The organism is Xanthomonas sp. WHRI 10207 (assembly GCF_040202975.1).
In the GTDB taxonomy this organism is placed as follows: Bacteria; Pseudomonadota; Gammaproteobacteria; order Xanthomonadales; family Xanthomonadaceae; genus Xanthomonas.
This window is the reverse complement of sequence record NZ_JBEGDX010000007.1, coordinates 248,948-273,996: the sequence shown is the minus strand read 5'-3', so window position 1 is coordinate 273,996 and position 25,049 is coordinate 248,948. Positions and strand designations below refer to the sequence as shown.

20 protein-coding genes, 1 other RNA gene and 2 pseudogenes are annotated in these 25,049 nt (G+C 65.6%); 12 read left to right on the top strand and 11 right to left on the bottom strand.

Annotation, left to right across the window (positions count from 1 at the left end):
- Positions 1 to 241: 241 nt before the first annotated feature.
- From ABQU90_RS20230 to folE, 5 genes and pseudogenes are all read right to left on the bottom strand, one after another.
- Positions 242 to 3,920: pseudogene (locus tag ABQU90_RS20230) on the bottom strand (ATP-binding protein); the annotation flags it as partial.
- Positions 3,921 to 4,076: 156 nt separating this feature from the next.
- Positions 4,077 to 4,586 carry a hypothetical protein gene (locus ABQU90_RS20225; protein WP_323521147.1) on the bottom strand — a complete coding sequence of 170 codons (510 nt, stop codon included), beginning with the start codon at positions 4,584 to 4,586 and terminating at the stop codon, positions 4,077 to 4,079.
- Between the two features lie 417 nt (positions 4,587 to 5,003).
- Positions 5,004 to 5,708 carry a DUF4194 domain-containing protein gene (locus ABQU90_RS20220; protein ID WP_115559364.1) on the bottom strand — a complete coding sequence of 235 codons (705 nt, stop codon included), beginning with the start codon at positions 5,706 to 5,708 and terminating at the stop codon, positions 5,004 to 5,006.
- Positions 5,695 to 7,164: a DUF3375 domain-containing protein gene (locus ABQU90_RS20215; RefSeq protein WP_115526479.1), complete on the bottom strand. Its 1,470-nt coding sequence runs from the start codon at positions 7,162 to 7,164 to the stop codon at positions 5,695 to 5,697. The genes ABQU90_RS20220 and ABQU90_RS20215 overlap by 14 nt, the downstream gene beginning before the upstream one ends.
- A gap of 19 nt (positions 7,165 to 7,183) precedes the next feature.
- Positions 7,184 to 7,786, bottom strand: coding sequence for a GTP cyclohydrolase I FolE (gene folE / locus ABQU90_RS20210; RefSeq protein WP_055852376.1), 603 nt, complete (start codon positions 7,784 to 7,786; stop codon positions 7,184 to 7,186).
- A 130-nt stretch (positions 7,787 to 7,916) separates the two neighbouring features.
- Here folE and ABQU90_RS20205 point away from each other — a divergent pair, with 130 nt between their 5' ends.
- The 5 genes from ABQU90_RS20205 (at position 7,917) to ABQU90_RS20185 (ending at position 13,237) form a co-directional block, all read left to right on the top strand.
- Positions 7,917 to 8,372: a MarR family winged helix-turn-helix transcriptional regulator gene (locus tag ABQU90_RS20205; RefSeq protein WP_323520769.1), complete on the top strand. Its 456-nt coding sequence runs from the start codon at positions 7,917 to 7,919 to the stop codon at positions 8,370 to 8,372.
- Positions 8,373 to 8,473: 101 nt separating this feature from the next.
- Positions 8,474 to 8,692, top strand: a complete 219-nt coding sequence (locus tag ABQU90_RS20200; RefSeq protein WP_074052590.1) for a DUF1656 domain-containing protein — start codon at positions 8,474 to 8,476, stop codon at positions 8,690 to 8,692.
- Entirely contained in the window at positions 8,689 to 9,612 is a 924-nt protein-coding gene (locus tag ABQU90_RS20195; RefSeq protein WP_323520770.1) for an efflux RND transporter periplasmic adaptor subunit, read from the top strand. The genes ABQU90_RS20200 and ABQU90_RS20195 overlap by 4 nt, the downstream gene beginning before the upstream one ends.
- On the top strand, positions 9,609 to 11,069 hold the full coding sequence (locus tag ABQU90_RS20190; RefSeq protein WP_323520771.1) for an efflux transporter outer membrane subunit: 1,461 nt from the start codon (positions 9,609 to 9,611) through the stop codon (positions 11,067 to 11,069). Before ABQU90_RS20195 ends, ABQU90_RS20190 begins: the two co-directional genes overlap by 4 nt.
- Positions 11,066 to 13,237 carry an FUSC family protein gene (locus ABQU90_RS20185; RefSeq protein WP_323520772.1) on the top strand — a complete coding sequence of 724 codons (2,172 nt, stop codon included), beginning with the start codon at positions 11,066 to 11,068 and terminating at the stop codon, positions 13,235 to 13,237. Before ABQU90_RS20190 ends, ABQU90_RS20185 begins: the two co-directional genes overlap by 4 nt.
- A gap of 252 nt (positions 13,238 to 13,489) precedes the next feature.
- On the opposite strand, the gene ABQU90_RS20180 is transcribed toward ABQU90_RS20185, so the two are convergent.
- Both ABQU90_RS20180 and ABQU90_RS20175 read right to left on the bottom strand, forming a co-directional pair.
- The gene (locus ABQU90_RS20180; RefSeq protein ID WP_115526484.1) at positions 13,490 to 14,851 is read right to left on the bottom strand and encodes an MFS transporter; all 1,362 of its coding nucleotides are present in this window, start codon (positions 14,849 to 14,851) and stop codon (positions 13,490 to 13,492) included.
- 116 nt (positions 14,852 to 14,967) lie between these two features.
- Positions 14,968 to 15,516 (bottom strand): annotated as a pseudogene (locus ABQU90_RS20175) (YdeI/OmpD-associated family protein); the annotation flags it as partial.
- A gap of 333 nt (positions 15,517 to 15,849) precedes the next feature.
- On the opposite strand from ABQU90_RS20175, the gene ABQU90_RS20170 reads away from it, so the two are divergent.
- A complete protein-coding gene (locus tag ABQU90_RS20170) occupies positions 15,850 to 16,398 on the top strand; it encodes an RNA 2'-phosphotransferase (protein ID WP_323520773.1) in 549 nt (182 codons plus the stop codon).
- Between the two features lie 168 nt (positions 16,399 to 16,566).
- The gene (locus tag ABQU90_RS20165; protein WP_323520774.1) at positions 16,567 to 17,832 is read left to right on the top strand and encodes a phospholipase D-like domain-containing protein; all 1,266 of its coding nucleotides are present in this window, start codon (positions 16,567 to 16,569) and stop codon (positions 17,830 to 17,832) included.
- Between the two features lie 31 nt (positions 17,833 to 17,863).
- On the opposite strand, the gene ABQU90_RS20160 is transcribed toward ABQU90_RS20165, so the two are convergent.
- Positions 17,864 to 18,388 (bottom strand): CcdC protein domain-containing protein, encoded by a 525-nt coding sequence (locus ABQU90_RS20160; RefSeq protein WP_323520775.1) that lies wholly within the window; start codon positions 18,386 to 18,388, stop codon positions 17,864 to 17,866.
- A 249-nt stretch (positions 18,389 to 18,637) separates the two neighbouring features.
- Here ABQU90_RS20160 and ABQU90_RS20155 point away from each other — a divergent pair, with 249 nt between their 5' ends.
- Positions 18,638 to 18,844, top strand: coding sequence for a hypothetical protein (locus tag ABQU90_RS20155; protein ID WP_323520776.1), 207 nt, complete (start codon positions 18,638 to 18,640; stop codon positions 18,842 to 18,844).
- Complete coding sequence (locus ABQU90_RS20150) at positions 18,831 to 19,943, top strand: type II toxin-antitoxin system RelE/ParE family toxin (RefSeq protein WP_323520777.1); 1,113 nt, start codon at positions 18,831 to 18,833, stop codon at positions 19,941 to 19,943. The genes ABQU90_RS20155 and ABQU90_RS20150 overlap by 14 nt, the downstream gene beginning before the upstream one ends.
- Before the next feature lie 135 nt (positions 19,944 to 20,078).
- Here ABQU90_RS20150 and ABQU90_RS20145 read toward each other — a convergent pair.
- Both ABQU90_RS20145 and ABQU90_RS20140 read right to left on the bottom strand, forming a co-directional pair.
- Positions 20,079 to 20,155, bottom strand: a non-coding RNA gene (locus tag ABQU90_RS20145) — sX9 sRNA.
- A gap of 102 nt (positions 20,156 to 20,257) precedes the next feature.
- Complete coding sequence (locus tag ABQU90_RS20140; protein ID WP_323521123.1) at positions 20,258 to 20,746, bottom strand: hypothetical protein; 489 nt, start codon at positions 20,744 to 20,746, stop codon at positions 20,258 to 20,260.
- 698 nt (positions 20,747 to 21,444) lie between these two features.
- Between ABQU90_RS20140 and ABQU90_RS20135 the strand changes: the two genes are divergently transcribed.
- A complete protein-coding gene (locus ABQU90_RS20135) occupies positions 21,445 to 21,879 on the top strand; it encodes a DUF6393 family protein (protein ID WP_323520778.1) in 435 nt (144 codons plus the stop codon).
- On the opposite strand, the gene ABQU90_RS20130 is transcribed toward ABQU90_RS20135, so the two are convergent.
- A complete protein-coding gene (locus ABQU90_RS20130) occupies positions 21,866 to 22,126 on the bottom strand; it encodes a hypothetical protein (protein ID WP_323520779.1) in 261 nt (86 codons plus the stop codon). The two genes, ABQU90_RS20135 and ABQU90_RS20130, sit on opposite strands and share 14 nt — an antisense overlap.
- Before the next feature lie 345 nt (positions 22,127 to 22,471).
- On the opposite strand from ABQU90_RS20130, the gene ABQU90_RS20125 reads away from it, so the two are divergent.
- Both ABQU90_RS20125 and ABQU90_RS20120 read left to right on the top strand, forming a co-directional pair.
- Positions 22,472 to 22,828, top strand: a complete 357-nt coding sequence (locus tag ABQU90_RS20125) for an XVIPCD domain-containing protein (RefSeq protein ID WP_323520780.1) — start codon at positions 22,472 to 22,474, stop codon at positions 22,826 to 22,828.
- A gap of 333 nt (positions 22,829 to 23,161) precedes the next feature.
- Positions 23,162 to 24,769 (top strand): alpha/beta hydrolase, encoded by a 1,608-nt coding sequence (locus ABQU90_RS20120; protein ID WP_323520781.1) that lies wholly within the window; start codon positions 23,162 to 23,164, stop codon positions 24,767 to 24,769.
- The last annotated feature ends 280 nt before the right edge of the window (positions 24,770 to 25,049 follow it).

Below are 25,049 nucleotides of genomic sequence, written 5' to 3'. Positions count from 1 at the left end.
GCCTGCTTGCCTGACGTGCGTCCCGATGAGGCGACCTTGGCTACGCTTGCTGGCGCCTTGGCGGCACGCTTAGAGCTGGACGTCGGTTTGACGGTGCGAGCCGTAGCTGCGGCTGCAGATGTCGATTTGGCGGCAGGCTTGGCAGCGGTAGCTGGGCGCTTGAGCGCCGGCTTGGCAGCGGGTTTCGCAGCGGCCTTGGGCGACCTGCCCGGCGTTGCAGCCTGGGTGCGGCGTGCGCCCGACACCGCCGATGTGCGCTTGGCTGATACAGCGCCGTCTGCTGTGGCTGCCGTGCGCGTTGGGCCTGCCGCACGCGTGCTGCTGGGTGCAGGCACGGGCGCGGAAGAAGTCGCTGCAATGGCCGGCTTGCCCTTGCCACGACGCGTCGGTGACGCGGCTAAGGCTTCAGTTGGTGCAGCGATCGCCGCGCCCGCTGTCGCCTGCTCGTCTGCCTCGCGGTCTGACGGTGCATCGCTCACCGCCGCTGCGTGGCGTTGCTGCGCCGCCGTGGCTGGCGGCTCGGCCTGCGAGGCCGCGGGTTCCTCGCCACGCGAGCGCTCGGGCAATTTCAGCCGCTGCGCCTGTTCGTCGTACTCGATCAGCAACACGCCGGAGTTGTGGCGGCCGCTGATTTCCACAAAGCATGCGCCACCGATGAACGGCTCCAACGTCATCACCGATTTCAACGGCGTGGCCACCACCATCTGGAAGCCGAAGTTTTCGAAGATGTTCATCGCCAGCGCGGTGAATTCGTTGTCGGCCTTGTCGAAGGCTTCGTCCAGCACCACCGCGCAATAGCGCGGCAGTTCGCCATCTTCGCCACCGAGTTGATAGCGCAACGCTGCCGCCAGGCAGGTAGTCGCCAGTTTCTGCCGCTGGCCGCCGGACTTGCCGGCGCCGCTGCGGTAGATCTCCACCTGCGCACGGCTCTGCGCGTCCAGCTCCACGCCGATGAATTCCACATGCAGGCGCACATCCAGCACCTGTTCGCGCCAACGTCGCGCCTCTGGTTCCTGCGCGCCCAGACGCGCCACCAAGGTGCGCAAGGTGGCGAACTGCGCCTCGGCCAGCGCACGGTCTTCGGTCTGCTGATGCGACAGCACGGCGCGCAGCTGCTGCTGAAATTCCTGCACCTCGGCCAGGCGACGGTCGCTGACCTCGATGGTCAGAATGGTGTCGCGGTTGAACGGCACCTGCTCCAGGCTGGCGTTGACTTCGTCCATGCGCTGCTTGATGCCCTTGTGGGCTTCGGCGGTGTGGCGTTGCAGGGCGAGCAGGTTGTTCTTGCTCTGGGTCTGCAGCAGGTCGAAGAAGCGGTGCTCGTGACGCGGCAGGCCATCGCTTTCCAACCGGTCCAGGCGCGCGAGGAAATCGTCGGCGCTGGACAGGCTCACGGTGAAGTCGCCGCTGTCTTCGGGCCACTGCTGGCAGTAGCGGCGGAAGCATTCGAGCAACTGCGCGCTGAGCCGGCTGTCGCGGCCCTGGCTTTCGGCCAGCTGCTCGGCCAGGCCGCGTTCGACCACGCGGAAGTGCGCTTCCAGATTGTCCAGCGACAGCGGTGCCAGCGCGGCCAGGCGTTCGTGCAGGCCCTGCAACTGGGTGGGAGTGAGCGCGGCGGTGCCGGCACGGCCTGCGCCGCCGGCCTGCTGCTGCTCCAGGCGAACGCGCTCGCGCGCCAGCTGTGCCCGTTCCAGGCGCACGTCCTCGAAGGTGCGCTTGGCCTGATCGCGCAGGGTACGCGCAGTCTCGATGGCCTGGCCCAAGGCACGCAGGCCGCTGTCGCCTTCGCGCAGTTGCTGCAGTTGTTCGTCGATATCGGTCAGGCGTTGCAGCTTGGGGCCGACGTCGATCTCGTCCCAGTCGCGCTCCACCAGCGTGTGCGCGGCCAGCTGTTTTTCCTGGTCCTGCTCGCGTTGCTTGCGCAGCGCGGCCACGTCGGCTTCGCAGCTGGCGATGCGCTGCGCGAGCGCCTGCGCTTCGCGTTCGAACACCTTGAGCTTGTCGCGGTTGTCGTGCCCCAGCAGCCAGCGCTTGCGGTCGTTGACGGCATGGCGGTCGTCCTTTTCATAGCGATCGCCGGGATGCTTGACCTGCCCTTCGCGGGTGATGGCGCGGTCGGCATTGCGCAGCGCGGCGGCGTTGTCCACACAGGCATAATCGAAGCGGCGAGTCAGCTCGTTGCGCAGCCAGTCGGTGAAAGCGTGCTCGCGCAGTTGCAGCTTGCCAGGCAGCGCATCGGGATCGACCCGCCGCGAATGCAGCTCGTCGTTGCGACGCACGCGGAAGTACACCAGGCGTGTGCCGATGTGGGTGCGGTTGACCCATTCGCTGACCTGCGCGTAATGCCGCTCGTCCACCAGCAACGACTGCGCAAAACCGTGCAGCACGCGTTCGATCGCGCCGCGCCAGGCCACCTGGTCCGCGCGCACCTGCAGCAGCTCGCCGACGAAGGGCAGCGCGGATTCGGCGATGCCGGTGTCTTCGCATAAGCGCGCGCGCAGTGCCTGCATCGGTGCGGGCAGGCTGGACGGCGCCTTCTTCAGCGCATCGAGTTCGCTACGGATGTCCGCAAAGCGGCGCTCGTCGTCGCGGCGCTCGCCCATGCGCTCGGCAATGGCCTCGTCCAGCGCGCTGGCGTGCTGTTTGCCGCCATCGAGCACGCTCTGGGCGTGCGCCACCTGCGCGGCAAAGCCGCTGGCGCCGGCTGCCAGCGCAGTACCGAGCTGGCGGCAGGCCTGTTCGATCTGCGCGCGGCGGCGCAGGCGCTCGTCGCGCTCGCGCTCCACCCGCACACGCTCGCGTTCGAGCTCTTCGATCTGTTCGCCACCGGCGGCGCGTTGCTCGCGTTCCAGCCCGGCCAGTTTCTGCTCGTGGTTGTCCAGCGATTCGCGGCGCTGGCCCTCTTCACCGGCCAGGCCGCGGTCCTGGCTGTCCAGTTCCAGCAGGCGTGCCTGCAACAAGGCGACGCGTTGCTGCTCGCGGTAACTGTCCACGCCCAGCTGCAGCTCACGCAGCTCACCGACGCTGCGGCGCAGGTCCATCAGCGCGGCATGGTGCGCGCGTGCCGGACTGAGCGTTTCCACCTGGCGCCGCGCGGTGACCACGGCGTGGTGCGCGCCATCGAGCTCGGCGAAGTCCTCCACCAGCCGGTCGGCGGCTTCGAAGGTGCGCGGCTCATCCAGCATGAACCCGCGCAGGAAGGCATTGAGATCGCCCAGATTCTTGGCCGACTGGGTCTTGTGCAGCAGACGCAGCGCCATCTCGTTGCTGATACCCAGCGCATGCCGGAAGCGTTCGGCATAGCCGGCAAAGCCGTCGAAATGTGCCACGTCCTCTCCCAGACGCGCCTTGAGCTTGCGCAGGTCCAGGTCGAAGCCATCCAGTTCGCTGGCCACATCGAAGCTGCGCGGGGCCACCATGTAGTGGCGGCGCACATCGGCCGCGGCATTGCCGCTACCGGCGATCCAGAACAGCCGAATCAGGCTCACCGCCTCGCCCTGCGCGTTGCGGTATTCCAGCACCAGCGCCGTCCAGGTCGCGCCCTTGCGCAGGTACTGGGTGGCGATCTCGCCGGAGGCGCTGTCCTGCTGATCGGCCCACGCACCGCGCACGTACGACACCAGGCTGCGGTCGCGCCCACTGCGCTCGGCCTCGCGCGCGGCCGCGTTGAAATCCACGATGCTCGGTGGCGTCAGCAATGCCGACATCGCATCCAGCAAGGTGGACTTGCCCGAACCCGAGCGCCCGACGAACAGAAAACCCTTCTCGGCGATCGGCACCTCGGTCAACCCGTTGAACGTGCCCCAGTTGTGCACCTGCAAGCGCCGCATGCGGAACTGCTGCGCACGCTGCTCGGCCAGCGTCTCGGCAAACAAGGAAGCACCCGGCGACGCCGGCGACAGGTTGGACTGGGAATTCATTGCTCACTCACCAAAACAGAACGACAGGGACAACAAGGACAGACCATTACGAACGGTGACGCATTTTTGTGGGGCGGTGGTGCGGGATGCGGGTGGGTAGGAGTTAGGCAGGAATACGGATGGGGCAAGGGGACGGCTTCGCGACCAAGGTCGCTCCTACAACAGCGTGGTGCTTGAACCAATTGCGGTGAAAGCCGGACGAGCGCGACAACCGCTGCGGATTGTCGAACACCTGCGCGACTCACCTTTCAACATCGGCCGATCGCGCGCCCATTGCTCCTTCTTCGTTTCTTCGTTTTTTCGTGACTGCCTTGCTGCCTTGCTGCCTTGCTGCCTTGCTGCTTTGCTGCTTTGCTGCTTTGCTGCTTTGCTGCTTTGCTGCTTTGCTGCTTTGCTGCTTTGCTGCTTTGCTGCTTTCAGCATTGTGTTGCTGGTACAGGCCCCACTTGTTGCTGTTGCTGTTACTGTTGTTGCTGTTGCTGTTGTTGCTGTTGTTGCTGTTGCTGTTGCTGTTGTTGCTGTTGTTGTTGCTGTTGCTGTTGTTGTTGTTGTTGCTGTTGTTGCTGTTGTTGCTGTTGCTGTTGCTGTTGCTTGCGCAGTTTGCATTTCGGGGCCCCATACCGCAGCGGCAAGGCCGGCAGATACAACCCGCAGGGCGGCGCGCATGGATGCGCGACGTTTTTGTAAGGGACACGGATGTCCCTTACAAAAATTTCTGCCGGACTTGCGCACCCGCAGCGCCTTGGCGCGGAGGGCGCGAGGACGGGGTGTGCTTTCTTTTTGGTTACTTTTTCTTTGCACAAGCAAAGAAAAAGTGACTCGCGCCCGCAAGGGCGTGAAAGCTCTTGCCCTACCCGCTCACAGCCAAACATCAATCAACCCGCACAACACCACACACCACCTGACACCGCACCCTCATCCGCCCTTCGGGCACCTTCTCCCGAAGGGAGAAGGGAGATGCCATCCCAAGTGCAGAAACAATCCGCACAGCACCACACACCGCCTGACACCGCACCCTCATCCGCCCTTCGGGCACCTTCTCCCGGAGGGAGAAGGGAGATGGCGTCCCAGGTGCAAACGGCATCACTCCAACGCAACCTCTCCCTCTCGCAACTCCCGATACGCCACCACCAACGCCTGCACATCCTCCGCCGAGAACAACAGCTTCAACACCGGCGACACCTCGTAACGCTCCTCGCTGCCGCGCAACCGCGACAGCAACTGGTTGTCGCGCATCTTGCCGATCGCCGTCATCACCCGCCGCGTGAACCCGGCCTTGTCGGTGGACACGTTCTTTTCGTACACCGACAACGCCTCCACCAGCTGCGTCTCGTCCACCACCGCGCGTTCGCCGCGCGTATCGGCCTCGGCCAGTTGCTGGCGCAGGAACAGCAGCAGCACCGACTCGATGAAGGTCAGCGGCGCGCTGCGCAGCAAGCTGGGCGATTCCAGTTCGGCGGTGTCGGCCTGACGGGTGAACGCCACCCCGCCTTCGCGGTCCAGCACCAGCTGCAGAAAGAGCTCGCACAACACCTGGCGCACTGCCGCTTCGTTGCGCAGCAGCGCCGGCCACAAACTGCCGTGCCGTTGCGCATCGATGCTGGGACCAGCCAACAGCTGACACAGCGCACGGCGTGCATCGAACGGCAGCGTGCCGGTGTCGCCCAGGAACAGTGCGCCACCGGGCGCGGCGTTGGCGGCATCGCTCGCCGGCAGCGTCAATGCGGCATCGCGGGCGTCGTCGTTGTCGTCGTCCGCATCCAGCGGGGCCTGCTCAGACCAGTTCATTGCGTTTCTCCCGGGTAAACCACACCAAGGGAATGCGCGCGCGCCGCAAGATGCCGTCGCCGCCTTCCCATTGCACCATTTCCATGTGACCGTCGATCACCACGCCATGGCGCGTGCCCAGCGACAGATAGCCAATCACGCTGCCAAGCCCCTGCGCGGCCGGGCGTTGCTGCAAGGCATCGCCAATGGTGAGCCGCGGCTGTTGCCCAAGCAGCACGTACAGATCGTTGCGCAGGGTGCGCAGATCGATCTCCGATTGCGCGACCAGGTCGCCCACGCTGTCCAGCGAGATCTCTGCCGCGTCGGCGGCATACACGCGGCCATCGACCTGGGTGAGCCGTGGATCGTGCAGCCGCCACTGCGACAGCGAGCGCAGGCGGCTGGCGCTCAGCGCCTGTGTGTAGCCGGTGGCGGCGGTGGCGTGCAGGCTGTCGCGCAGCTGCAGGGCTTCGCCCTGCGCCTGCTTGAGCAATTGATTGAGGCGGCGCTGTTCCAGATAGCCGCGGCTCTGCACGAACCCGCGCAGGCTACGCGCGAAGTGCTGCATCACCGTGTGCACCTCGCCGCCGCGCTCCAGCAGCGTGCCGGTGAGCCCACGCAGGAAGGCGCGTTCGCGGCGGTCCAGTTTGCGTGCGAAGCCGCGTGCGAGCAGCGCGTCCAGCGCGTTGTCCAGCTGGCTGCTCTGCTGGGTGTCGTTGAGCAGGCTCCAGAACGCCTCGAAGGTGCGCCCGGCCTCGCTGTCGGCAATCACGTCCACGCCGCTGAACAACTGCTCCAGCACATCGCCGCGCGCGCCTTCGTCATCGATGATGCGCTCGCGGAACTGGCGGTTGAGCTGCTCGAAGTCATCGCGCACGCGGTGGAAGTCTTCGGCCAGTTCGTCGGCCAGATGGATCAGGTCGCGGGTGCGCTCCAGCGCGCGCTTACCGTCCAGTGCCGCAACCCGGCCGGCCGCTACGCGCTCGATCTCGGCATCGATACGGTCGCGTTCTTCGCGCAGCGCAGCCAGGCGCGTGGCCGGGTCGGCCTCGGTCTGGCCGGCCAGTTGCACCAGTTGCTCGATCACCAGCGACAACCGGCTTTCGGTGGCGCTGCTGCCGCTCTCGCGCAGGCTCGCGATGAAGCGGATGGCCTGGGTGGCCGCACGCGAGAGTTCGTAGTCCTCTTCGGCCGCGCCTTCGGGCAGGCGCCGTTCCAGCCAACCCTGCGAGAGCCAATGCGCCAGATACGCCTGCGCGGTGCGCGGCAACTCGCGCGAGAGTTCATCGCCGCGCAGCGCATCCAGCTGACGCTGCAGGCGCGCATGCAGCACCGCCGACGGCAGCCGGCGCTCGCCGTCCAGCAACAGGGTCTGCAGCAGGCCGATCAGCTCCGGGGCGTGATCGGCGGCGAGCAATTTCCACGCCGGCTGGTCGCGCAACTGGCGGTAGCCGGCAATCCGTGCCTGGTGCTTCATGGCGACTGCAGGGGCTGCCTCAACGCTTGCCGCCTACTTCGAGGAACTGCAGGAATTCGGCGCGGGTGCGCGCGTCTTCGCGGAAGCTGCCCAGCATCTTGGAGGTCACCATGCTGACGCCGCGCTTGTGGATGCCGCGGGTGGTCATGCACTCGTGCGAGCCTTCGACCACCACGCCGACGCCGCGCGGTTGCAGCACGTCCTGGATGCACTGGGCGATCTGCGCGGTCATTTTTTCCTGCACCTGGAAGCGGCGCGCGTAGCTTTCCACCACGCGGGCCAGCTTGCTGATGCCCACCACCTTGCCGCTGGGCAGGTAGCCGACGTGCACCTTGCCGATGATCGGCGCCATGTGGTGCTCGCAATGGCTTTCGTAGGAAATGTCGCGCAGCACGATCAGTTCGTCGTAGCCGGCGACTTCCTCGAAGGTGCGCTCCAGGTATTCGCGCGGTTCTTCGCGGTAGCCGCTGAACCAGTCGCCATAGGCTTCGGCGACACGGCGCGGGGTATCCAACAGGCCTTCGCGGGCCGGATCTTCGCCGGCCCAGCGCAGCAGGGTGCGTACGGCATCTTCGGCTTGGGCCTGGGTAACGGAGGAATCGGGCTGGTCGGACTGGCTCATGCGCAGGTGCACCCAAAGGGGGCGAGCATGGTACCCGAGGACGGGCCGGCGGCCCCAGTGGCGGTTGTGGCCGCTGGGCCGGGTTCAGTGACTATTGATTCATTGTTGAATTGATAGCATCCTAACTATTATGACGCTTAGCACCCTCTCTCCCCGCGCCCAGCTCAGCTCCGGCCTGTTGGTCGCCGCCCGCCAGTGGCAGCGGCTGGCCGACCAGGCCTTTGCCGAATTCGGCCTGTCCAGCGCCTGCACCGGCCCGCTGCTGATGATCGGACGCTCCGGCGGCGGTATCCGGCAGGTGGCGTTGGCACAGCAGCTGGGCATGGAAGGCCCCTCGCTGGTGCGCCTGCTCGACAAGCTCTGCACACAGGCGCTGCTGCGCCGCGAGGCAGACAGCAGCGACCGCCGCGCCAACCAGCTGTGGCTCACCGACGCAGGCCATGCGCTGGTCGGGCGCATCGAGATCCGCCTGGATGCGCTGCGCGCCGAGGTCTTCGGCGCGCTCAGCGAAGCGCAGGTGCAGACGGTGCTGACGCTGTGGGAGCAGATCGCGCAGGCGCATGCGCGGCTGAGTCAGCCCGACTGAGTCAGCTGTCAGGCGTCGTCCTGCGACGCCGGTTGTGACGTTCCTCAGGCCCTCGCGCGCGTGCTGCGCTGCGCCGGGCGTGGTTGTTTCCCTTTCCCAGGATGTGCCCGATGTACGGCGAATTCAGTCTTTACGGTGTGTTCGTTCCCACCTTGCTGGCGTTGATGACGCTGGCCTACCTGCTCAACAGCGCCATCGGCGCGCTGCTGACCCGCGCCGGTGCGTATCGCCATGTCTGGCACCCGGCGCTGTTCAACCTGGCGCTGTACATCGCGCTGTTGGGCGGCCTGTTTTTCCTTACCCGTTGGATGCAATCGTGAAAAAGTTGATCAAGACCGCGGGGCCGGCGCTGCTGACCCTGGCAATGGTGGTGGTGGCCGCGCTGGTGCTGCAGCAGTTGTGGCGGTACTACATGGACGCGCCGTGGACGCGCGATGCGCACGTGGGCGCCGATGTGGTGCAGGTGGCGCCGGATGTGTCCGGGCTGGTGGAATCGGTGGCGGTGGACGACAACCAGGCGGTCAAGCGCGGCCAGCTGCTGTTTGTGGTGGACCGCGCGCGCTATGCGATTGCGCTGGAACAGGCGCAAGCCGCGCTGGCCGAGCGCCAGGCCACGCTGAGCCAGTTGCGCCGCGAGATTGCGCGCGACCGCAGCCTGCAGGACCTGGTGGCGGCCGAAGATGCCGAGGTGCGCCGCTCGAACGTGCAAAAGGCGCAGGCTGCCGTGGCCACCGCGCAGTCGGCGGTGGACCTGGCCCAGCTCAATCTGGACCGCACGCAAGTGCGCAGCCCGGCCGATGGCCATGTCAGCGACCGCACCGTGCGAGTGGGCGATTACGTCAGCGCCGGGCGTCCGGTGGTGGCGGTGCTGGATACCGGCTCGTTCCGCGTCGATGGCTATTTCGAAGAAACCCGCCTGCATGGCGTGCATGCCGGCCAGCGCGTGGACGTGCGCCTGATGGGCGAGCCAGTGACCCTGCACGGACATGTGCAGAGCATCGCTGCCGGCATCGAAGACCGCTACCGCAGCGGTAGCGCCGGCGCGCTGCCCAATGTCACCCCGGCGTTCGATTGGGTGCGGCTGGCGCAGCGCATCCCGGTGCGCATTGCGCTGGATCAGGTGCCTACGCACGTGCAGCTGATTGCCGGGCGCACCGCCACGGTGACGATCCTGCCCGATGCCGCACCGGCGCCGTCTGCTGGGGCGCCTGCGCATGTGCAGGCAAAGGCCGCGCCATGAAGCGCCTGCGTCTGCTCGCTCTGAGCGCAGCCGTCACGTTGCTGGCGGCGTGCAGCACGGTCGGCCCCAATTACGCGCTGCCCGACCAGTCCGCCTACCAGCGGCCGGCCGCCAACGCCGCGTTTCTGGACACCGGCAACGACCAGGTGCAGCCCGGCGCGCCGCTGCCGGCACGCTGGTGGGCGCTATATCAGGACCCGATGCTCGATGGCCTGGTCGAACAGGCGCTGCGCGACAACGTCGCGTTGAAGGTGGCCAGCGCCAACCTGCGCCGTGCCGCAGCGGTGTACGAACAGGCCATGGATGCCGGCGGCTTCGATTACGAGGTGGAAGCCGGCGTCAGCCGCGCGCAGGTGTCGGCCGAAGCCTTCCTGCAGGAAGAAAAGCTGCCGGTGTTCAACCTGGCCGATGGCAAGTTTGGCGTGTCGTACCAGTTCGACCTGTTCGGCAAGCTGCAACGCGGCGCCGAGGCTGCGCACGCCGATACGCAGGTGGCGCAGGCCGCGATCGATCTGGCCCGTGTCAACGTGGCCGCGCAGGTCGCCGGCAGTTATGTGGAGATCTGCCACGCCAACCACGAACTGCACGTGGCCGAGCATTCGCTGCAATTGCAGCAGCGCAGCCGCGAGATCACCCAACGCCTGATCGCCGCCGGACGCGGCACCCCACCGGATCTGGCCCGCGCCACCGCGCAGGTGGCGATGCTGCAAGCCGCCCTGCCACCGCTGCGCGCGCGCCGCCAGGCAGCCGGCTATCAACTGGCGGCATTGCTAGGCAAGACGCCTGGCGAAGTGCCTGCCGGTGTCGACCGCTGCGCGCATGCGCCGGCCTTGCAGCAACCCATTCCGATTGGCGATGGCCGCAGCTTGCTCGCCCGTCGCCCGGACGTGCGCCAGGCCGAGCGGCGGTTGGCCGCGGCCACCGCGCGTATCGGCGTGGCCACCGCCGAGCTGTATCCGGATATCCGCCTGGGCGGTTCGATCGGCGCCACCGGCCTGCTGGAGGACTTCGGTGAGCCGGCCACGCATGCCTGGTCGTTCGGCCCGCTGATTTCCTGGACGCTGCCGTCCAGCGGTGCGCGTGCGCGCGTGCGCGCCACCGAAGCCGGCGCCGATGCCGCGCTGGCGCAGTTCGACAACACCGTGCTGCAGGCGCTGCGCGAGGTGCAGACCACACTCTCGCGCTATGCGCAGGATCTGGATCGCCTGCACCTGCTGGAACAGGCGCAGCAACAGGCCGAACTGGCGTCGGCGCAAAACCGCCGGCTGTATCAAGGCGGGCGCACCCCGTATCTGTCCAGCCTGGATGCCGAGCGCACCCTGGCAACTGCCGACATGACCCTGGCCACTGCGCAGGCGCAGGTGTCGCAGGATCAACTCCAGCTGTTTCTGGCGCTGGGCGGCGGTTGGAATACCGACGCCCGTAGCGACGCCACCGCTGCCACTGCCACGCCATGAACGCACTGCTGCGCGATCGCCAGGCCTGGCTGTTTTCGGTCAAGACCTTTGCCGCCTCGATCGCCGCGTTGTACGTGGCGCTGGCCGGCAATCTGTCGCGGCCGTACTGGGCGATGGCCACCGTCTATATCGTCTCGCAACCGCTGCTCGGCCCCACCCGCGCCAAGGGCGTGTACCGCGTGCTCGGCACCGTGCTGGCCGGCGCGGCCACCTTGGTGATGCTGCCGAATCTGGTCGAAACGCCGCTGCTGCTGAGCGCGGCGATGGCGTTGTGGTTGTCGGCCTGCCTGTTTCTGGCGCTGCTCAATCGCGGCCCGCGCGGCTATGCGTTTTTGCTGGCCGGCTACACCACCGCGTTTATCGGCTTTCCTGCGGTGACTGCGCCGGAAGGCATCTTCGACACCGTGGTGGCGCGCAGCGAAGAGATCGTATTGGGCACGGTGATGGCGGTGCTGTTCGCCTCGCTGGTGTTCCCCGCTTCGGTGCGGCCAATGCTCACTGCACGCATCGGCAACTGGATGCAGGACGCTGCGCAATGGTGCCGGCAAGTGCTGCAGCGTGGCCCCTCGCACACGCCGCGTAACCGGCTGGCGGCAGACCTGGTGCAGTTCGAGGCCTTGATCGCCTTCGTCCGTCACGACGACCCGCGGCATGCCAGTGCGGCGCCGGCCATGGAGCAACTGCGCGCGCGCATGCTGATGCTGCTGCCGGTGCTGTCGTCGATGGCCGATCGGCTGGATGCATTGCAGCGCGATGGGTCTGCACAGCCGCCCGCACTCAAGGCGCTGTTGGATGACGTCGCCGGTTGGGTGGATCAGCGCGAGGACGCAGGCAGCGATGCCGATGTCGACGCGTTGCGCGCACGCATCGCCGCGCTGCGCCCGGTGGTCGATCAGGACATCGAGCATCTGCTGCTGGCCAGCTTGCTGCTGCGCCTGGAAGAATTGCTCGACCTCTGGCAAGACTGCCGCGCGCTGGAGCAGGCGTTGGTGCGGGGCACCGCGCCGCCGGCGGCAAGACAGCCTGCAACAGCCGAATCGATGGACGCTGTGCAAGGCGATGCCGGTGTGCGTTCGCGCCTGCGACCCTCGCTGCTGCAACGCCTGGGCATATCGCGGCCCCCAACCGCCGATGCAGGCGTCCCTGCCAGCAGCGCACGCCACATCGACTTCGGCATGGCGGCGTTTTCCGCGCTCAGTGCTGGCTTTGCGCTGCTGGCGTACTGCGTGTTGTGGATCGGCATCGGTTGGGAGGGCGGCGGCAACGGCGCGATGATGGCTGCGGTCACAGCCGCGTTCTTTGCCGCGCAGGACGACCCCGCACCCAGCATGGTGTCGTTTCTGACCTGGGCGGTGGTCGCCAGCGTGGTCGCAGGTATTTACCTGTTCGGTATCTTCCCTGCGATCCACGACTTCCCGATGTTGGTGCTGCTGTTGGCGGCGGTGTTTCTGCCCATCGGTGCGTTGCTGCATCGGCCCAAGAGCATGTTGATCGCACTGCCGCTGGTGGTGAATCTCACCGCCCTGCTCAGCCTGCAGAACACCTACAACGCCAACATCCAAAGCTTCGTCAACGCCGCCGTGGCGATGGTGCTGGGGATCGGATTCGCGGTGGTGCTCACAAAGGTGTTCCGCTCGGTCGGCGCCGAATGGAGTGCGCGTCGCCTGGTCCGCCAGGGCTGGCGCACGCTGGCCGACGCCGCCGATGGCCATGGCGCGCAGGACCGCCACCAGTTCGCCGCGCGCATGCTGGATCTGCTCGGCTTGCTCGCGCCCAGGTTGGCCTTGGCGCCGGAAGGCAGCGACCTGGCATCAATGGATATGCTCAGCGAAGTCCGCGTGGGTTTGAACATCCTGCAGCTGCGCAGCGCACGGCACGGCTTGCCGCCATCGAGCGTGGACGCGGTGGACACCATCCTGGCCGACGTCGCTGCGCACTACCGGCAACAGATCGCGCACAAGCGCCCATTGCCTGCACCGGATGCCTTGCGTGCGCGGCTGGATGCCTCGCTGGCGCGCGTGGGCAAGGTGCCGGCGGGGGCGCATCGCGATGATGCGCTGCTGGGCTTGATCGGGCTGCGTTACAGCGTGTTTGCCGAGATGGCACAGAAGGACGCAAATGCCAGACACCAGAAGCCTGATTTAGCCCCTCTCCCTGTGGGGCGATAAGGCACTGCCTGCGCGCCACTGGCGCGCGTGCCTTGGAGCGCCCGCGCTGCTGGCGCGGGCCGGGGCGCGGGTTGGGGTTGGGGTGTCCCAATGCACGACCGCAATATCGATGCTTCACCTTGGCGACGCGTGGCGACGCGTTCACCATGGCTGGCATGCTAGTCGCCTGAGGCGCCCCTCATCCGCCCTTCGGGCACCTTCTCCCGAAGGGAGAAGGGAGCTAGCTATCAAGCTTGCGGTTGCATCAACACCTCAGCGTTTGCGCTCACGCATCGCCGCTTCGTCATCCAGCCAGTTGCTGCCCTTGTTGGTCAGGAAGAACATGTACACCACCAACGACACCGCAATTACCGCGGTTGCGTAGATCACAAACTCGCTCACGTGACCGGTCTTCAACGAGGCCTGATACAACAGCGGCGCGGTGCCACCAAACGCGGAGTTCGCCAGCGCATAGCCCAGGCCAACGCCCAGCGCGCGCACATGGGTGGGGAACAATTCCGCCTTCACCACCGCATTGATCGAGGTGTAGCCGGTCAGGATCACAAAGCCCACGGTCAGGATCGCAAATGCGGTCAACCAGTCGGTCTGCTTGGGTAGCTCGGTCACCAGGAACCAGGTGTACAGCACGCCGCCGATGCCGAAGAACACCAGCAAGGTCTTGCGCCCCACGATATCCGACAGCCAACCGCCCACCGGCTGCATCAGCATCAGCACCGTCAGCGCAACCAGGTTGATGATGGTGCCGGCCATCACATCGCCACCGGCGAATGCGGTCTGGATCATCTTCGGTCCGGTCACCGAATAGGTGTAGAACGCGATGGTGCCGCCGGCAGTGATCAAGAAGCACAGCAACAGCGGACGCCACTGATTGACGAACAGCTCGCGCATCGAGCCGGACGCCTTGGCCTTGCCGGTACGCGAATCGGCGATGGATTCAGAGCTCAGCGATTCGTCCATGGTCTGACGCAACCAGAACACCACCAGCGCACCGATACCGCCCAGGCCGAACGCCACACGCCAGCCCCATTCGGACACCTGCGAGGCATCGAAGAAGTGCAGCATCACCAGCAAGGTGGTCTGCGCCAGCACGTGCCCGCCCACCAGGGTGACGTAATGGAACGACGACAAGAACCCGCGCCGGCCTGGAATCGCCGCCTCGGACATGTAGGTCGCGCTGGTGCCGTATTCGCCACCGGTCGCAAAGCCCTGCACCAGGCGCGCCAGCAGCAGGATGATCGGCGCGGCAATACCAATAGTGGCCACCGTCGGCGTTACCGCGATCACGAACGAGCACAGCGCCATCATCGACACCGAGATCGTCAACGCCAACCGCCGGCCGTAGCGGTCGGCAAAGCGACCGAAGTACCACGCACCGATCGGCCGCATCAAAAACGTCATCGCAAAGATCGCCCACACGAACATCGTGGCGTTCTTGTCTTCCTTGGAAAAGAACTGCGATTCGAAATAGGTGGCAAATACCGAGTAGACGTAGACGTCGTACCACTCGACCAGATTGCCGGCCGATCCCTTGAGCGTATTGGACACCGAGCGGCGAAGGCTACCGGGTGCTGCGCCAGAACCGGCGGCGATCGGAGACGATGGGGGTGCGCTCATGCGGTCAGAACCTCTTCGGTGGGGCAGCCTGGGAGTATAGGTGCGCACTTGTGTGACGCATGTAAGCATTTCGGCGCATATACACCCGCAGATCCGGCTGCCGCGCGCCCGCTTAAGCCCGCTTTGGGCGTTGGCGCCGCAAGCGATGTGCCGTACATCCCCGACCGGTCGAAACAGCACGCACGCCGCTTGCCGGAGGCGAGCATGTCGCAGGCAGTGGCAATGCGCTTGATCCGCGTGTCGGCCTTCTTGCCCGAGGTGACCCAGAAGATCCAGTCGCGCCGCGCCACGGCGGTGATGACGTCCCAGGTGGCCCGCGCGTTTGGGTGCGCGGCCAGCGCGGCATGCAGATCGTCCGGCAGCACCGGCTCGGGTTCTTCGGCAACCGGCGCGATGTCCAGCGCCACCGTCTCGCCAGCGGCAACCCCGGCAGCACGCTGCAGCGCGCGATCCACCTTGAGCCAATGCCCACCCTGCCCGTCTGGCTGCAACGTCGCCTGCACTGGATGCCCGGCAAACGTGCCCGCAATGGTCACCATGCTGCGCGACGGCAGCTTGTTGCTTGCCGTCGCGGGCAGCTGCAGAAACAGCCATGTGGCATCGGCCGGCGCTGCCGGTTGCAGCAGCGCCGCCTTGAAGCGGATGGTGTCGGCTGGCTTGACCATGGCGCGGACGATAGCACTGCATGGGATCGCGTTCGCTGCCGCGCAGTGCGCGCGTTGCGGGCGCCTGTAGAGGCCGATCGCCCACACTGCGACGCAGATAGATGGCGGTGCAAGCTGTAGCTCGCAATCGATGCGTCTGCAGCTTCGTCGCAAAGCGGCGAGCACCCCATGACACGCAGCGACTGGCCAGAAGACGCGCGGACGCCGCACGGGAAACGGACGCACTGCATAACCGCCGCACCAGACGCACCTGCCCGGCGCTCAGGCAGCCGCCTCTATCCCCACCTGTAAACTCAAGCGTCCAGGGCACACGGATCGTCCAGCGCAATCACCATGAGCAAGCATCACACCGAGACCAGTAAATTTCTCAGCTACGTCTTGCGGCATGCACCGGAATCCATCGGGCTGACGCTGGATCGCGACGGCTGGGCAGACATCGACGCGTTGATTGCGGCAGCCAATGCCCACGGCACGGCGCTGGATGCGGAGCTGATCGGCACGGTGGTCTCCAGCAGCGACAAGCAGCGCTTTGCGCTATCTGCCGACGCCCTGCGCATCCGTGCAGTGCAGGGTCATTCGACGGCGAGCGTGGCGCTTGCGCACGTGGCAAAGACACCGCCGACGCTGCTATACCACGGCACCGCAACGCGGTTTCTCGACGCGATCCTGCGCGAAGGCCTGCGCCCAGGCCAACGCCACCATGTGCATCTGTCCGCCGATCCGCAGACCGCCATGCACGTGGGCGCCCGCTATGGCACGCCGGTCTTACTGATCGTCCAGGCCGGACAAATGCATGACCAGGGCCTGCGGTTTTTTGAAGCCGACAATGGCGTGTGGCTCATCGACGCGGTACCGATGGCGTTTCTGACCCAGGCGAGCTGACGCGCGCAGGCCGGCAACTGCCGCTGAGCGCAGCGGCATGTGGCACGGCACCACGGCAGTGCCTCGCAGCGCCGCGCACGCGCCTGCCTTCACAACCCCCATGCCGCGCGCCTTGGCAGAATGCCGGCCGCTTGTGGCCGCAGTGGCAGGGGAATCGGAGTTGGATGCATGACATGGATCATCGTGGCCACCGTCGTCATCACCTTGCTGGTGGGGCTGCTGCTGCTCAACTTCGCCACACCTGAGAAGAAGCTCGAGCATATTCCGAGCCATTGCTACGACGTTTCGGACCCGCAGTTCAAACGCGAGATGTCGGTGTTGCTGGGGCCAGCGATCCTGCCCGGCAACAAGATCGAGGTGCTGCAGAACGGCCACGAGATCTTTCCGGCGATGCTGGCCGCCATCCGCGCAGCGCAGCACACCATCACCTTCGAAACCTACATCTACTGGTCGGGCGAGATCGGCCGCGAGTTCAGCGAGGCGCTGTCCGAGCGCGCGCGCGCCGGCGTCAAGGTGCGCGTCACCATCGATTGGGGCGGCAGTTTGAAGATGGACCCGTCGCTGGTCGAAGAGATGACCGATGCCGGCGTGGAAGTGCACCGTTACCGTCCCCTCACCTGGTACAACCTGCACCGCGTCAACAACCGCACCCATCGCAAGTTGCTGGTGATCGATGGCCGCATCGGCTTTACCGGCGGTGTGGGCGTGGCCGATCAATGGATGGGCGATGCGCAGGACCCGGAGCATTGGCGCGACTCGCATTACCGCATCGAAGGCCCGGTGGTGGCGCAGGTGCAGGCCGCCTTCAACGACAACTGGATCAAGACCACCGGCCGCGTGCTCAACGGCGCCGAGTATTACCCGCAGCTGGCGCCAGCCGGCGACAGCGATGCGCAGCTGTTCGTGGCCTCGCCGGCCGGCGGCAGCGAGAGCATGCACCTGATGTATCTGATCGCCATTGCCGCGGCACGCACGTCCATCGATCTGGCCGCGGCGTACTTCGTGCCGGATGCGCTGATCACCCGCTCGCTGCTGGAGGCACGCAGCCGTGGCGTCAGGATCCGCGTGCTGCTGCCGGGCAAACATATCGATGCGGTGTCGGTGCGGCTGGCGTCCAAGGCCAGCTGGGAGCCGCTGCTGCAGGCCGGCATCGAGATCCACGAGTACCGGCCCACCATGCTGCACACCAAACTGCTGATCATCGATACCTTGCTGGTGTCGGTGGGCTCGACCAACTTCGACATCCGCTCGTTCCGCCTCAACGACGAGGCCAGCCTGAATGTCTACGACGCTACGCTGGCCGCGCGCATGACCGAGGTATTCGATCGCGACCTGCAACGCGCCGAGCAGTACACGCTGGAACGCTGGCGGGCGCGGCCGCTGCGGCAGAAGCTGGGCGAAAAGCTGGTGTTCCCGTTCCGTTCGCAGGTGTGATGCAGCGTCACCGACGCCGCACCGCACCCGCTCACACCACTGCGGAAGCCGCTGCCTGCAACCGCAGCTGACGCAGGCGCCACCACACCCCGCCCACGTGCACCAGCGAATACAGCACCAGTGCGGCGGCAATGCCCAGGGTCAGCGGGCTGGCCTGCGACCCGGCAGCGGCCGCACCCTCGCTGAAAGCACCGGCGCCCCAGCGCCAGGCCAATCGGCCCAGCAGCACCAGCATCAACGCGCCGCCGATCCATGGATTGGGCGTGTACCAGCCGTGGCCGTCCACCCATTCGGCATGCGTGTAACGCAGCGACACTGCGCCCAGCCCGATGCCGGCCGCCGTTCCCAGCGCAACGCCCAGCCGCACCTGCGGTAATCCGTAGACCGCAAACGCCAGTGCGGCGGCGGCGATGACCAGCACGGCCGCACGCACCGCAGTGCCCACCGGCTTCCACTGCTGGCGACCGAAGCTGCGGCGGATGCGCCGGTAGTAAATGAAGGCGATGGCCGCCATCGACAGGTACGGGGTAAACGGTGCGATGGCAGCAGCGGGCATGACCAATCCTGTGTGGGTGCAGTTACGGCTGCAGGATGAAACCCGCCGGCACCGCGAACAAGGTGCCAAGTGTCACTTTCTGCGGCCGGCGGCGTATTTCACGGCGGCCGGCTCCTGGGTGCCTCGCTCTCCCGATCGCCGGTGCCATTGCCTCCGGTGAACGCCGCACACGCGCACGCCAGCCATTGCCACACGCGGATCAAGGCCGCGGCGGTAGACTTGCCGGCAGTACTCCCCCACCGCAGTGCCATGTCCGCCATCAAGCACCACGCCCAGACGCTGATCGATACGCTGCCCGACACGGCAGGCTGGCAGGACGTGGTGCGCGTCGTGGAGGCGGCCAGCTTCCAGGCCGCCGTGCTGGACGGGATTGCCGCAGCCGACCAGGGCGCCATCACCGCACCGGCCCAGGTCACCGCACTGTTCGCCAGATGGGGCGTTGATGTTGCGGCGTGACTGGACCGTCCCGGCCGCCAAGCAGCTCGCCCACGCCCAGGATCACTACCACGCGCTCAACCCGACCATTGCCGCGGCGATGGCGCGGCATGTGCTGGAGGCCACCCGCACCCTGGCCGAGCAGCCCGGGCGTGGCCACGCCGGCCGCGTGCCCGGTACCCGCGAGTGGGTGGTCAAGCACACGCCCTACGTGCTGGTTTACCGCGTGCGCGACGACGCGCTGCAACTGCTGCACGTCCATCTGGACCCCAGCGACTGGCTGCCCCGCAGCGAACCGCTGATCGAACGCATCGAGCCGTGGGTCGCTGCGCTGATCAGCGCGCTGCTGCATGTGCTGATGCTGCTGATCCTGCTGTCCGCCTCCACCCCCAGCATGACCCCGCCGCAAGGCTCAGCCAGCGGTGGCCGCACCAAGGTGGATTTTGTCGGCGACACCGATCAGCCGCAGCAACCCACGCCCTCCCCGACGCCCACACCGCCCTCGCAGACCCCTGCGCCGGTACAGCCGCCGCCGGCCGCCTCGCCGCTGCAATCCACGCTGGTCCAGAACGCCAAAAACCCGGTGCCGCCGCAAGGCAATACCCGCCGCGGCAGCCTGGCCGAGCAGCGCCGTGCACAACCGGTGCAGCGCCCCACCCCGCCGCAACCGCCGGCCGAACCGTCATCGCCGCCGCAGCGCCGCCCCGAAACCTGGACCGGCCGCCCACCGGGCATGCTCGACGAACCGGCCGATGCCGCCGAAGACGGCAGCGCCAACACGCCCACCATCAGCGAAGGCCGCCGCCGCGACCGCAGCAATGCCCAGCCCAGCATGGATATCGGCGGCTTCCAGGTCTATTACGACGTGCGCAGCGAAACCCAGCTGCGCGCGTGGAAGGAACAGGGCATGCAGGAGATCGCCATCATTCTGCCCGGCACCCAGCAACGCATGGTCTGCCCGCTGGATGTCGCGCTCAAACGCGGCTCCAGCAAATGCCGCCTGCTGCCACCGGATTCGCCGGAATTGAAGAACATCGGCGACGCCCGCGAGGTCATCAACATGATGGAGGTCTACCGCCAGGGCGAGCCGGTCTGGCGCGGGCCGGGGCCGTATCGGTAAGCGTGGATCGGTAAGCGTGGATCTGTGTCTGCCGCACATGTCGGCAGGCAATCCCGCTGTGCTCCAGAAACGCTCACTAAAAACCGCTGTCGCGTTGCCCATCGACCGCAACCGAACGCGCCGACCATTTAGAGCGGCTAATAAAACGTAGCGAGCAGTCGTCAGGTGGGTGTGGACGGCGCGCTCAGAACCGGCATGTATGGGTGGTACATGCCGCTTCCGAGCACCGGCCGCGCCCGCCTGGCGGTGAGCACGGTAGGGTTGTTAGCTGCCCTTAGTCAGCGCGTTCGGCGGCAATTCGCACGTCGCGCAGATCAGCGCCCCTGGTCTTTGCCCAGCTGGGTGCCCAGTTTTCCATTGAACGGCGCCGGATCGCTGGTGACCAGGCAGTTATAGGGTTTGTCGCTGTTGAGGACGAGCACCGATGACTTGGGGCCCTTGAAATTCAGCCCGGTCGAAAACAGCACATAGGTACTGGGCAACGCGCTCGGGCGAAACGCGCCGAAGGCATATTCGCCAGACAACCCCAACGGGGACAGCGGCACCGTCAGCATCAGCGGCTGTGTCACGACGGGTGAGGGAAGCGACGACGAGGCGGTCATGATCAGGGACTGCGCATCGATGGAATACGTGGTGGTGACCACCATCCCCAGATATTTGGAACTCGGCGCCGCAACCTGCTTGCGACATGCGGCAATGTCTTCCGGCTTCTTGTCTTCCTGCCCGCTCTGCAGCGTGGCGAAGACATGGGTCAAGGTGACCTTGTCCGTCCCGGTGACTGGTGCTGCAACGGCAGCGTCCATGCACAATGCGGCCACGGCCAGTGTGAGGCCACCTGTCGCAAGCGCACAGCGATAGCTGGATTTACTTTTCATTTCGATCACTCCTTGGTGTGTGATGCAAGGCCTCGGCAGCGACTGTTAGCGCTGCCGCCACTTGCCCCTTGAATGAATATTCGCAACGGCACCTGTGCATAACGCCAAGCGGCAGATGATCGATTGCGTTCGATGAACTCTAGCGTATGCGTGGGAAGCACCACATCTACCGCACCCAGCTGGCTGCGCCCCTGGCATGTCAATCTTTGGAGACCGGCACGCAGCGAACCCGGCAAATCGTCTCAACAACTTCGTTGCGTGATGGAGTTGGGAATTAGGAAGCAAACGCGGCGACTTCCACTGTTCACTTCAGGCATCGGTCGAGACGAACGACTATATGGAGCATTTGGGGGCTTACCATTTCTAGTCGTGCCACCGAAGTTTGGCCACCTATTTGACGAGATATGGATTACAGGAATGTCCAATCCACACATTTGGATGCGCCAAGATTGCGCTCTTTCCAAGTTAACCCTAACGACCCAGCTCACCCATGCGTCAAAGGCAAAGAGCGTGTAGTACGCTAGGCTCGTCCGTTTTTAAGGAAGGTTGATGTCCTAGCCTACCTAGGGAAAGCCCAAGACCTCTCGGGCATTTTATTCTAGTGATTAGTTGCATCAGGAGTCGCCATGCCACGCATCATGCTAAACAGTTGGGCTGCAACGCTCGCACTTACCTGGCTTGCGCTCCCGCTTTCGTCCTGCGCCAATACAGATACCGCACGCACCGCTTCGACACAGGAAGACACGATGAAATCAGGAGCCAGCCCAATGCTTGACGAGATTTATGCATCCAAAAAGCCCGTCCGATTCGAACAGGTCGACGTAAGCAGCACCGTTGCCAAGTACATCCCTTTGGGGGCGACGAAGTTGGTGGTGCTGGAGACATTCGGCAAAGCTCCAACGTCAAAGATTGTTGAAGACACTGCAGACAAGGTGGTCATCAGGGACAACAGAGGGCAGGCAATGCTTGATCCAGATGCACGTTCCATCGTGATGACGTTTTCTTTGGATACCGCCGGCAAGGTGACACACATCGACGCCGTCCACATCAAGAATCAGTAAGCCAACGGAGAACGTCATGGACGAGAAGATCGAAGTTGGATACCGCAACATCGGGGCTGCGCTGGGTAAGGAATACCACCACAAATTCCTTCTCTACACCGATAAGGAAGGCAACCAGCACACCATCAGCGGCTGGACCGGCGATGAGCACCCCGGATTGCCGTATGGGCGGATGCACGTCGAGGCTAACCTGCCCTATGACCGGGCCAACCCCGATCATCCGGACAACCCGAATGCGGTTGGACAAAAGCAGTATCGCGAAGAGATCGCACACGGTGCGGACTTGTCGGCAACGTGGGTAAGCATGGTCGCCAATGCCAAGAGCAAGGATGACAACTACCCCTACGATCCCCAGTTGCAAAACTCCAACACACTGGCCGATAGCGTGCTGCGGGATGTACGACTTCCGGAACCGAAGAACGACGGCGTTTTCGGCCATTGGGCGCCTGCATCGGGACGACAGCTCGACGAATCGATCCAGCCCTCGGTGCCAGGACTAGGCAACTCGGGACGCACCTTCAGCGCAGGTGGAGCACCTCTCGATCCGCAGCAAGAAGCGCGGCTGCGTGATGACCCATTGTTCAAGCAAGCCTTGGCCGGGCTCGATAAGCTCGGCCCGGATGCCGGCATCTATAGCAATCAGCAAGACAAGGAACGCATTGCAGGTGCACTTGCGGTCCAGGCCAAGCTCAATCGCCCGTCTCTACCCGAGATCCAAGACGTCATTCCCAGTCAAACGAACGGCAATGTTTTCGCAACGTACAAGAATCCTGGGAACGACATGGATGTGGTGCGCACGCATGTGGACAAAGCCGAAGCCGTCAATCAGCCCTTGGCCGAGAATCTGCAGAAACTCGAAGTTGCAAATCAGCAGACCGTGCAGACATCTACGCAAGAGGCATCACGCGCAGTGGAACAACCAAGTCATGGTGCGCTTGGAATGCGGTGAGCAGCAGCTTGAAATGCGATTGTAGTGCGCTGTTCCCTTAGCTCACCGATGCAGCACGCTTACAGCCACGGTTCCAGGCTGCCTGGCGCGTCGGCGTTGCTCATTTGAGCTGCTTGGCGACAGGAGGCGGCAACTCTAGCTGCCCCCTGTGCATTGGACTTCCTCAGGCGCTATGGCTCCCGTCGCTCGCGCCGCCGGAGTAAGTTTCACGTTACTCAGATCGGATACGGTGACTAGATCTCGCGATTGCAGCACGCGCCACGCTGCAAACTGGCTACAGTCCGCTCAGGGCCGCCATGCCCACTCCATCCATCTGCGTCTCAAAGGATCCGCATGTCCCTGCATCGTCTTGCACCTCGCCTTGGGCTGGCCGTTGGCCTGCTGTGCGCCTGCGCCGCGCACGCCGCCGAGCCGGTGGCCGCGCATCGCCTGCTGCGCGTCACCCTGGGTGGCGCCACCGACCAGCAGGTTTCCGGGCGGCTACTAGTGTTCGCCACCCTGGCCAAGGACGCGCAGGCGCAGGCCAAGGACGGCAAGGTGGAGGCGGTGGATACCAACCCGTTCCGTCCCAGTGCCACCACGGTGGCCGCGCAGGAGGTTGCCGGGCTCGCGCCGGGGGCCAGCGTGCAGATCGATCTGGATAACATCGCCTACCCGAACGGGTTTTCTGCGCTGCCGGCCGGTGCCTATCTGTTCCAGGCCGTGCTGGACCCGGACCACAGCTATGGCTACGGCGGCCGCGATGGCGGCGATCTGCTGAGCGCGGTGACGCCGGTCACCCTGGGCAAAGGCGCAGCGCTGCCGGCACTGACGCTGAGCACACAGCTACCCGTCTCGGACGACCCGTGGCAGGTCTCGCCACGCGCACCGCAGGCTGTGCGCGATGCCGTGCCCGAGGCCAAGCTGCACACCACCGATGCCTCGATGGTGAGTCAGTCGCTAAGCGCGTTCTGGGGCCGGCCGGTCTCGCTGCGCGCACGCGTGCTCACCCCACCCGGCTATGACGCCAAGGCCCGCACGCGCTACCCCACCGTGTATGTCACCCACGGCTTCGGCGGCAACTACAACCGCTTTGCCGGCAGCATCGCCGCCACCTGGAGCGTGATGGCGGCCAAGCAGATGCCGCCGATGATCTGGGTGTTCCTGGATCAGGCCACGCCCACCGGCACCCACGAGTTCGCCGACTCGGTCAACAATGGCCCCTGGGGCACCGCGCTGACCGAAGAGCTGATCCCGGCACTGGAGCGCCAGTACAAGATGGACGGCAAGGCCAGCGGCCGGTTCTTGACCGGGCACTCGTCCGGCGGCTGGGCCACGCTGTGGCTGCAGACGCGCTACCCCAAACTGTTCGGCGGCACCTGGTCTACCTCGCCCGATTCCAGCGACTTCCGCGACTTCACCGGCCCGGATCTGTACGCGCCCAATGCCAACGTCTACCGGCGCCCCGACGGCAGCCAGTTCCCGCTGGTCCGCGATGGGGGCAAGGTGGTGGCCGAGCTGGAAACCTTCGCCAAGCTCGAACGCGTGCTCGGCCCGTACGGCGGCCAGCTCACCTCGTTCGAGTGGGTGTTCTCCCCGCGCGGTGCCGACGGCCGCCCGGTGCCGATGTTCGACCGCGACACCGGCAAGGTCGACCCGGCCGTGGCAGCCTACTGGCGCACGCATTACGACATCGCCGCCCGCGTGGCCGCGCAATGGCCCACGCTCAAGCCGGACCTGGACGGCAAGATTCACCTGATTGTCGGCACCGCCGACACGTTCTACCTGGACGGCGCGGCGCATAAATTCCAGTCGGTGCTTGACGGCCTGGGCGCCAAGAGCGACTTCCGCTATCTGGAAGGCCGCAGCCACTTCGACCTGTACAAGGAAGGCGACGACGGCAACGCACTGATGAAGAAGATCGCCGCGGAAATGTACGCAGTGGCGCGACCGAAGCAGTAAGTGCGCCCTCGCACTGCCGGCGCCGCCGCGTGGCGCCCCGGTGGTATGCGTGAGGGGTTTCGCGCGGCTGATTAAAGCGATATCTGCGCCTGCGGTGCAACACCGCACGGCGCAGCAGCGCGCTCGTGCAACTGCATGCAGGGCTGCTGCGTGCAGCAACGCACCTGAGCATCGCGAAACCTGCGCCAACGTGCTGTGCACGACGCGCAAGATGCCTGGCATTGACCACACCGCGCGCATCTTCGCTCTCGCCACTGAGAGCAGCTAAAAACACGTCGCG

Bases quoted from the DNA above. Each gene is read 5' to 3' on its own strand.
- ABQU90_RS20225 (WP_323521147.1), bottom strand. From the start codon at position 4,586: ATGCGCGCCGCCCTGCGGGTTGTATCTGCCGGCCTTGCCGCTGCGGTA.
- ABQU90_RS20220 (WP_115559364.1), bottom strand. From the start codon at position 5,708: ATGAACTGGTCTGAGCAGGCCCCGCTGGATGCGGACGACGACAACGAC.
- ABQU90_RS20215 (WP_115526479.1), bottom strand. From the start codon at position 7,164: ATGAAGCACCAGGCACGGATTGCCGGCTACCGCCAGTTGCGCGACCAG.
- folE (WP_055852376.1), bottom strand. From the start codon at position 7,786: ATGAGCCAGTCCGACCAGCCCGATTCCTCCGTTACCCAGGCCCAAGCC.
- ABQU90_RS20205 (WP_323520769.1), top strand. From the start codon at position 7,917: ATGACGCTTAGCACCCTCTCTCCCCGCGCCCAGCTCAGCTCCGGCCTG.
- ABQU90_RS20200 (WP_074052590.1), top strand. From the start codon at position 8,474: ATGTGCCCGATGTACGGCGAATTCAGTCTTTACGGTGTGTTCGTTCCC.
- ABQU90_RS20190 (WP_323520771.1), top strand. From the start codon at position 9,609: ATGAAGCGCCTGCGTCTGCTCGCTCTGAGCGCAGCCGTCACGTTGCTG.
- ABQU90_RS20185 (WP_323520772.1), top strand. From the start codon at position 11,066: ATGAACGCACTGCTGCGCGATCGCCAGGCCTGGCTGTTTTCGGTCAAG.
- ABQU90_RS20180 (WP_115526484.1), bottom strand. From the start codon at position 14,851: ATGAGCGCACCCCCATCGTCTCCGATCGCCGCCGGTTCTGGCGCAGCA.
- ABQU90_RS20170 (WP_323520773.1), top strand. From the start codon at position 15,850: ATGAGCAAGCATCACACCGAGACCAGTAAATTTCTCAGCTACGTCTTG.
- ABQU90_RS20165 (WP_323520774.1), top strand. From the start codon at position 16,567: ATGACATGGATCATCGTGGCCACCGTCGTCATCACCTTGCTGGTGGGG.
- ABQU90_RS20160 (WP_323520775.1), bottom strand. From the start codon at position 18,388: ATGCCCGCTGCTGCCATCGCACCGTTTACCCCGTACCTGTCGATGGCG.
- ABQU90_RS20155 (WP_323520776.1), top strand. From the start codon at position 18,638: ATGTCCGCCATCAAGCACCACGCCCAGACGCTGATCGATACGCTGCCC.
- ABQU90_RS20150 (WP_323520777.1), top strand. From the start codon at position 18,831: ATGTTGCGGCGTGACTGGACCGTCCCGGCCGCCAAGCAGCTCGCCCAC.
- ABQU90_RS20140 (WP_323521123.1), bottom strand. From the start codon at position 20,746: ATGGACGCTGCCGTTGCAGCACCAGTCACCGGGACGGACAAGGTCACC.
- ABQU90_RS20135 (WP_323520778.1), top strand. From the start codon at position 21,445: ATGCCACGCATCATGCTAAACAGTTGGGCTGCAACGCTCGCACTTACC.
- ABQU90_RS20120 (WP_323520781.1), top strand. From the start codon at position 23,162: ATGTCCCTGCATCGTCTTGCACCTCGCCTTGGGCTGGCCGTTGGCCTG.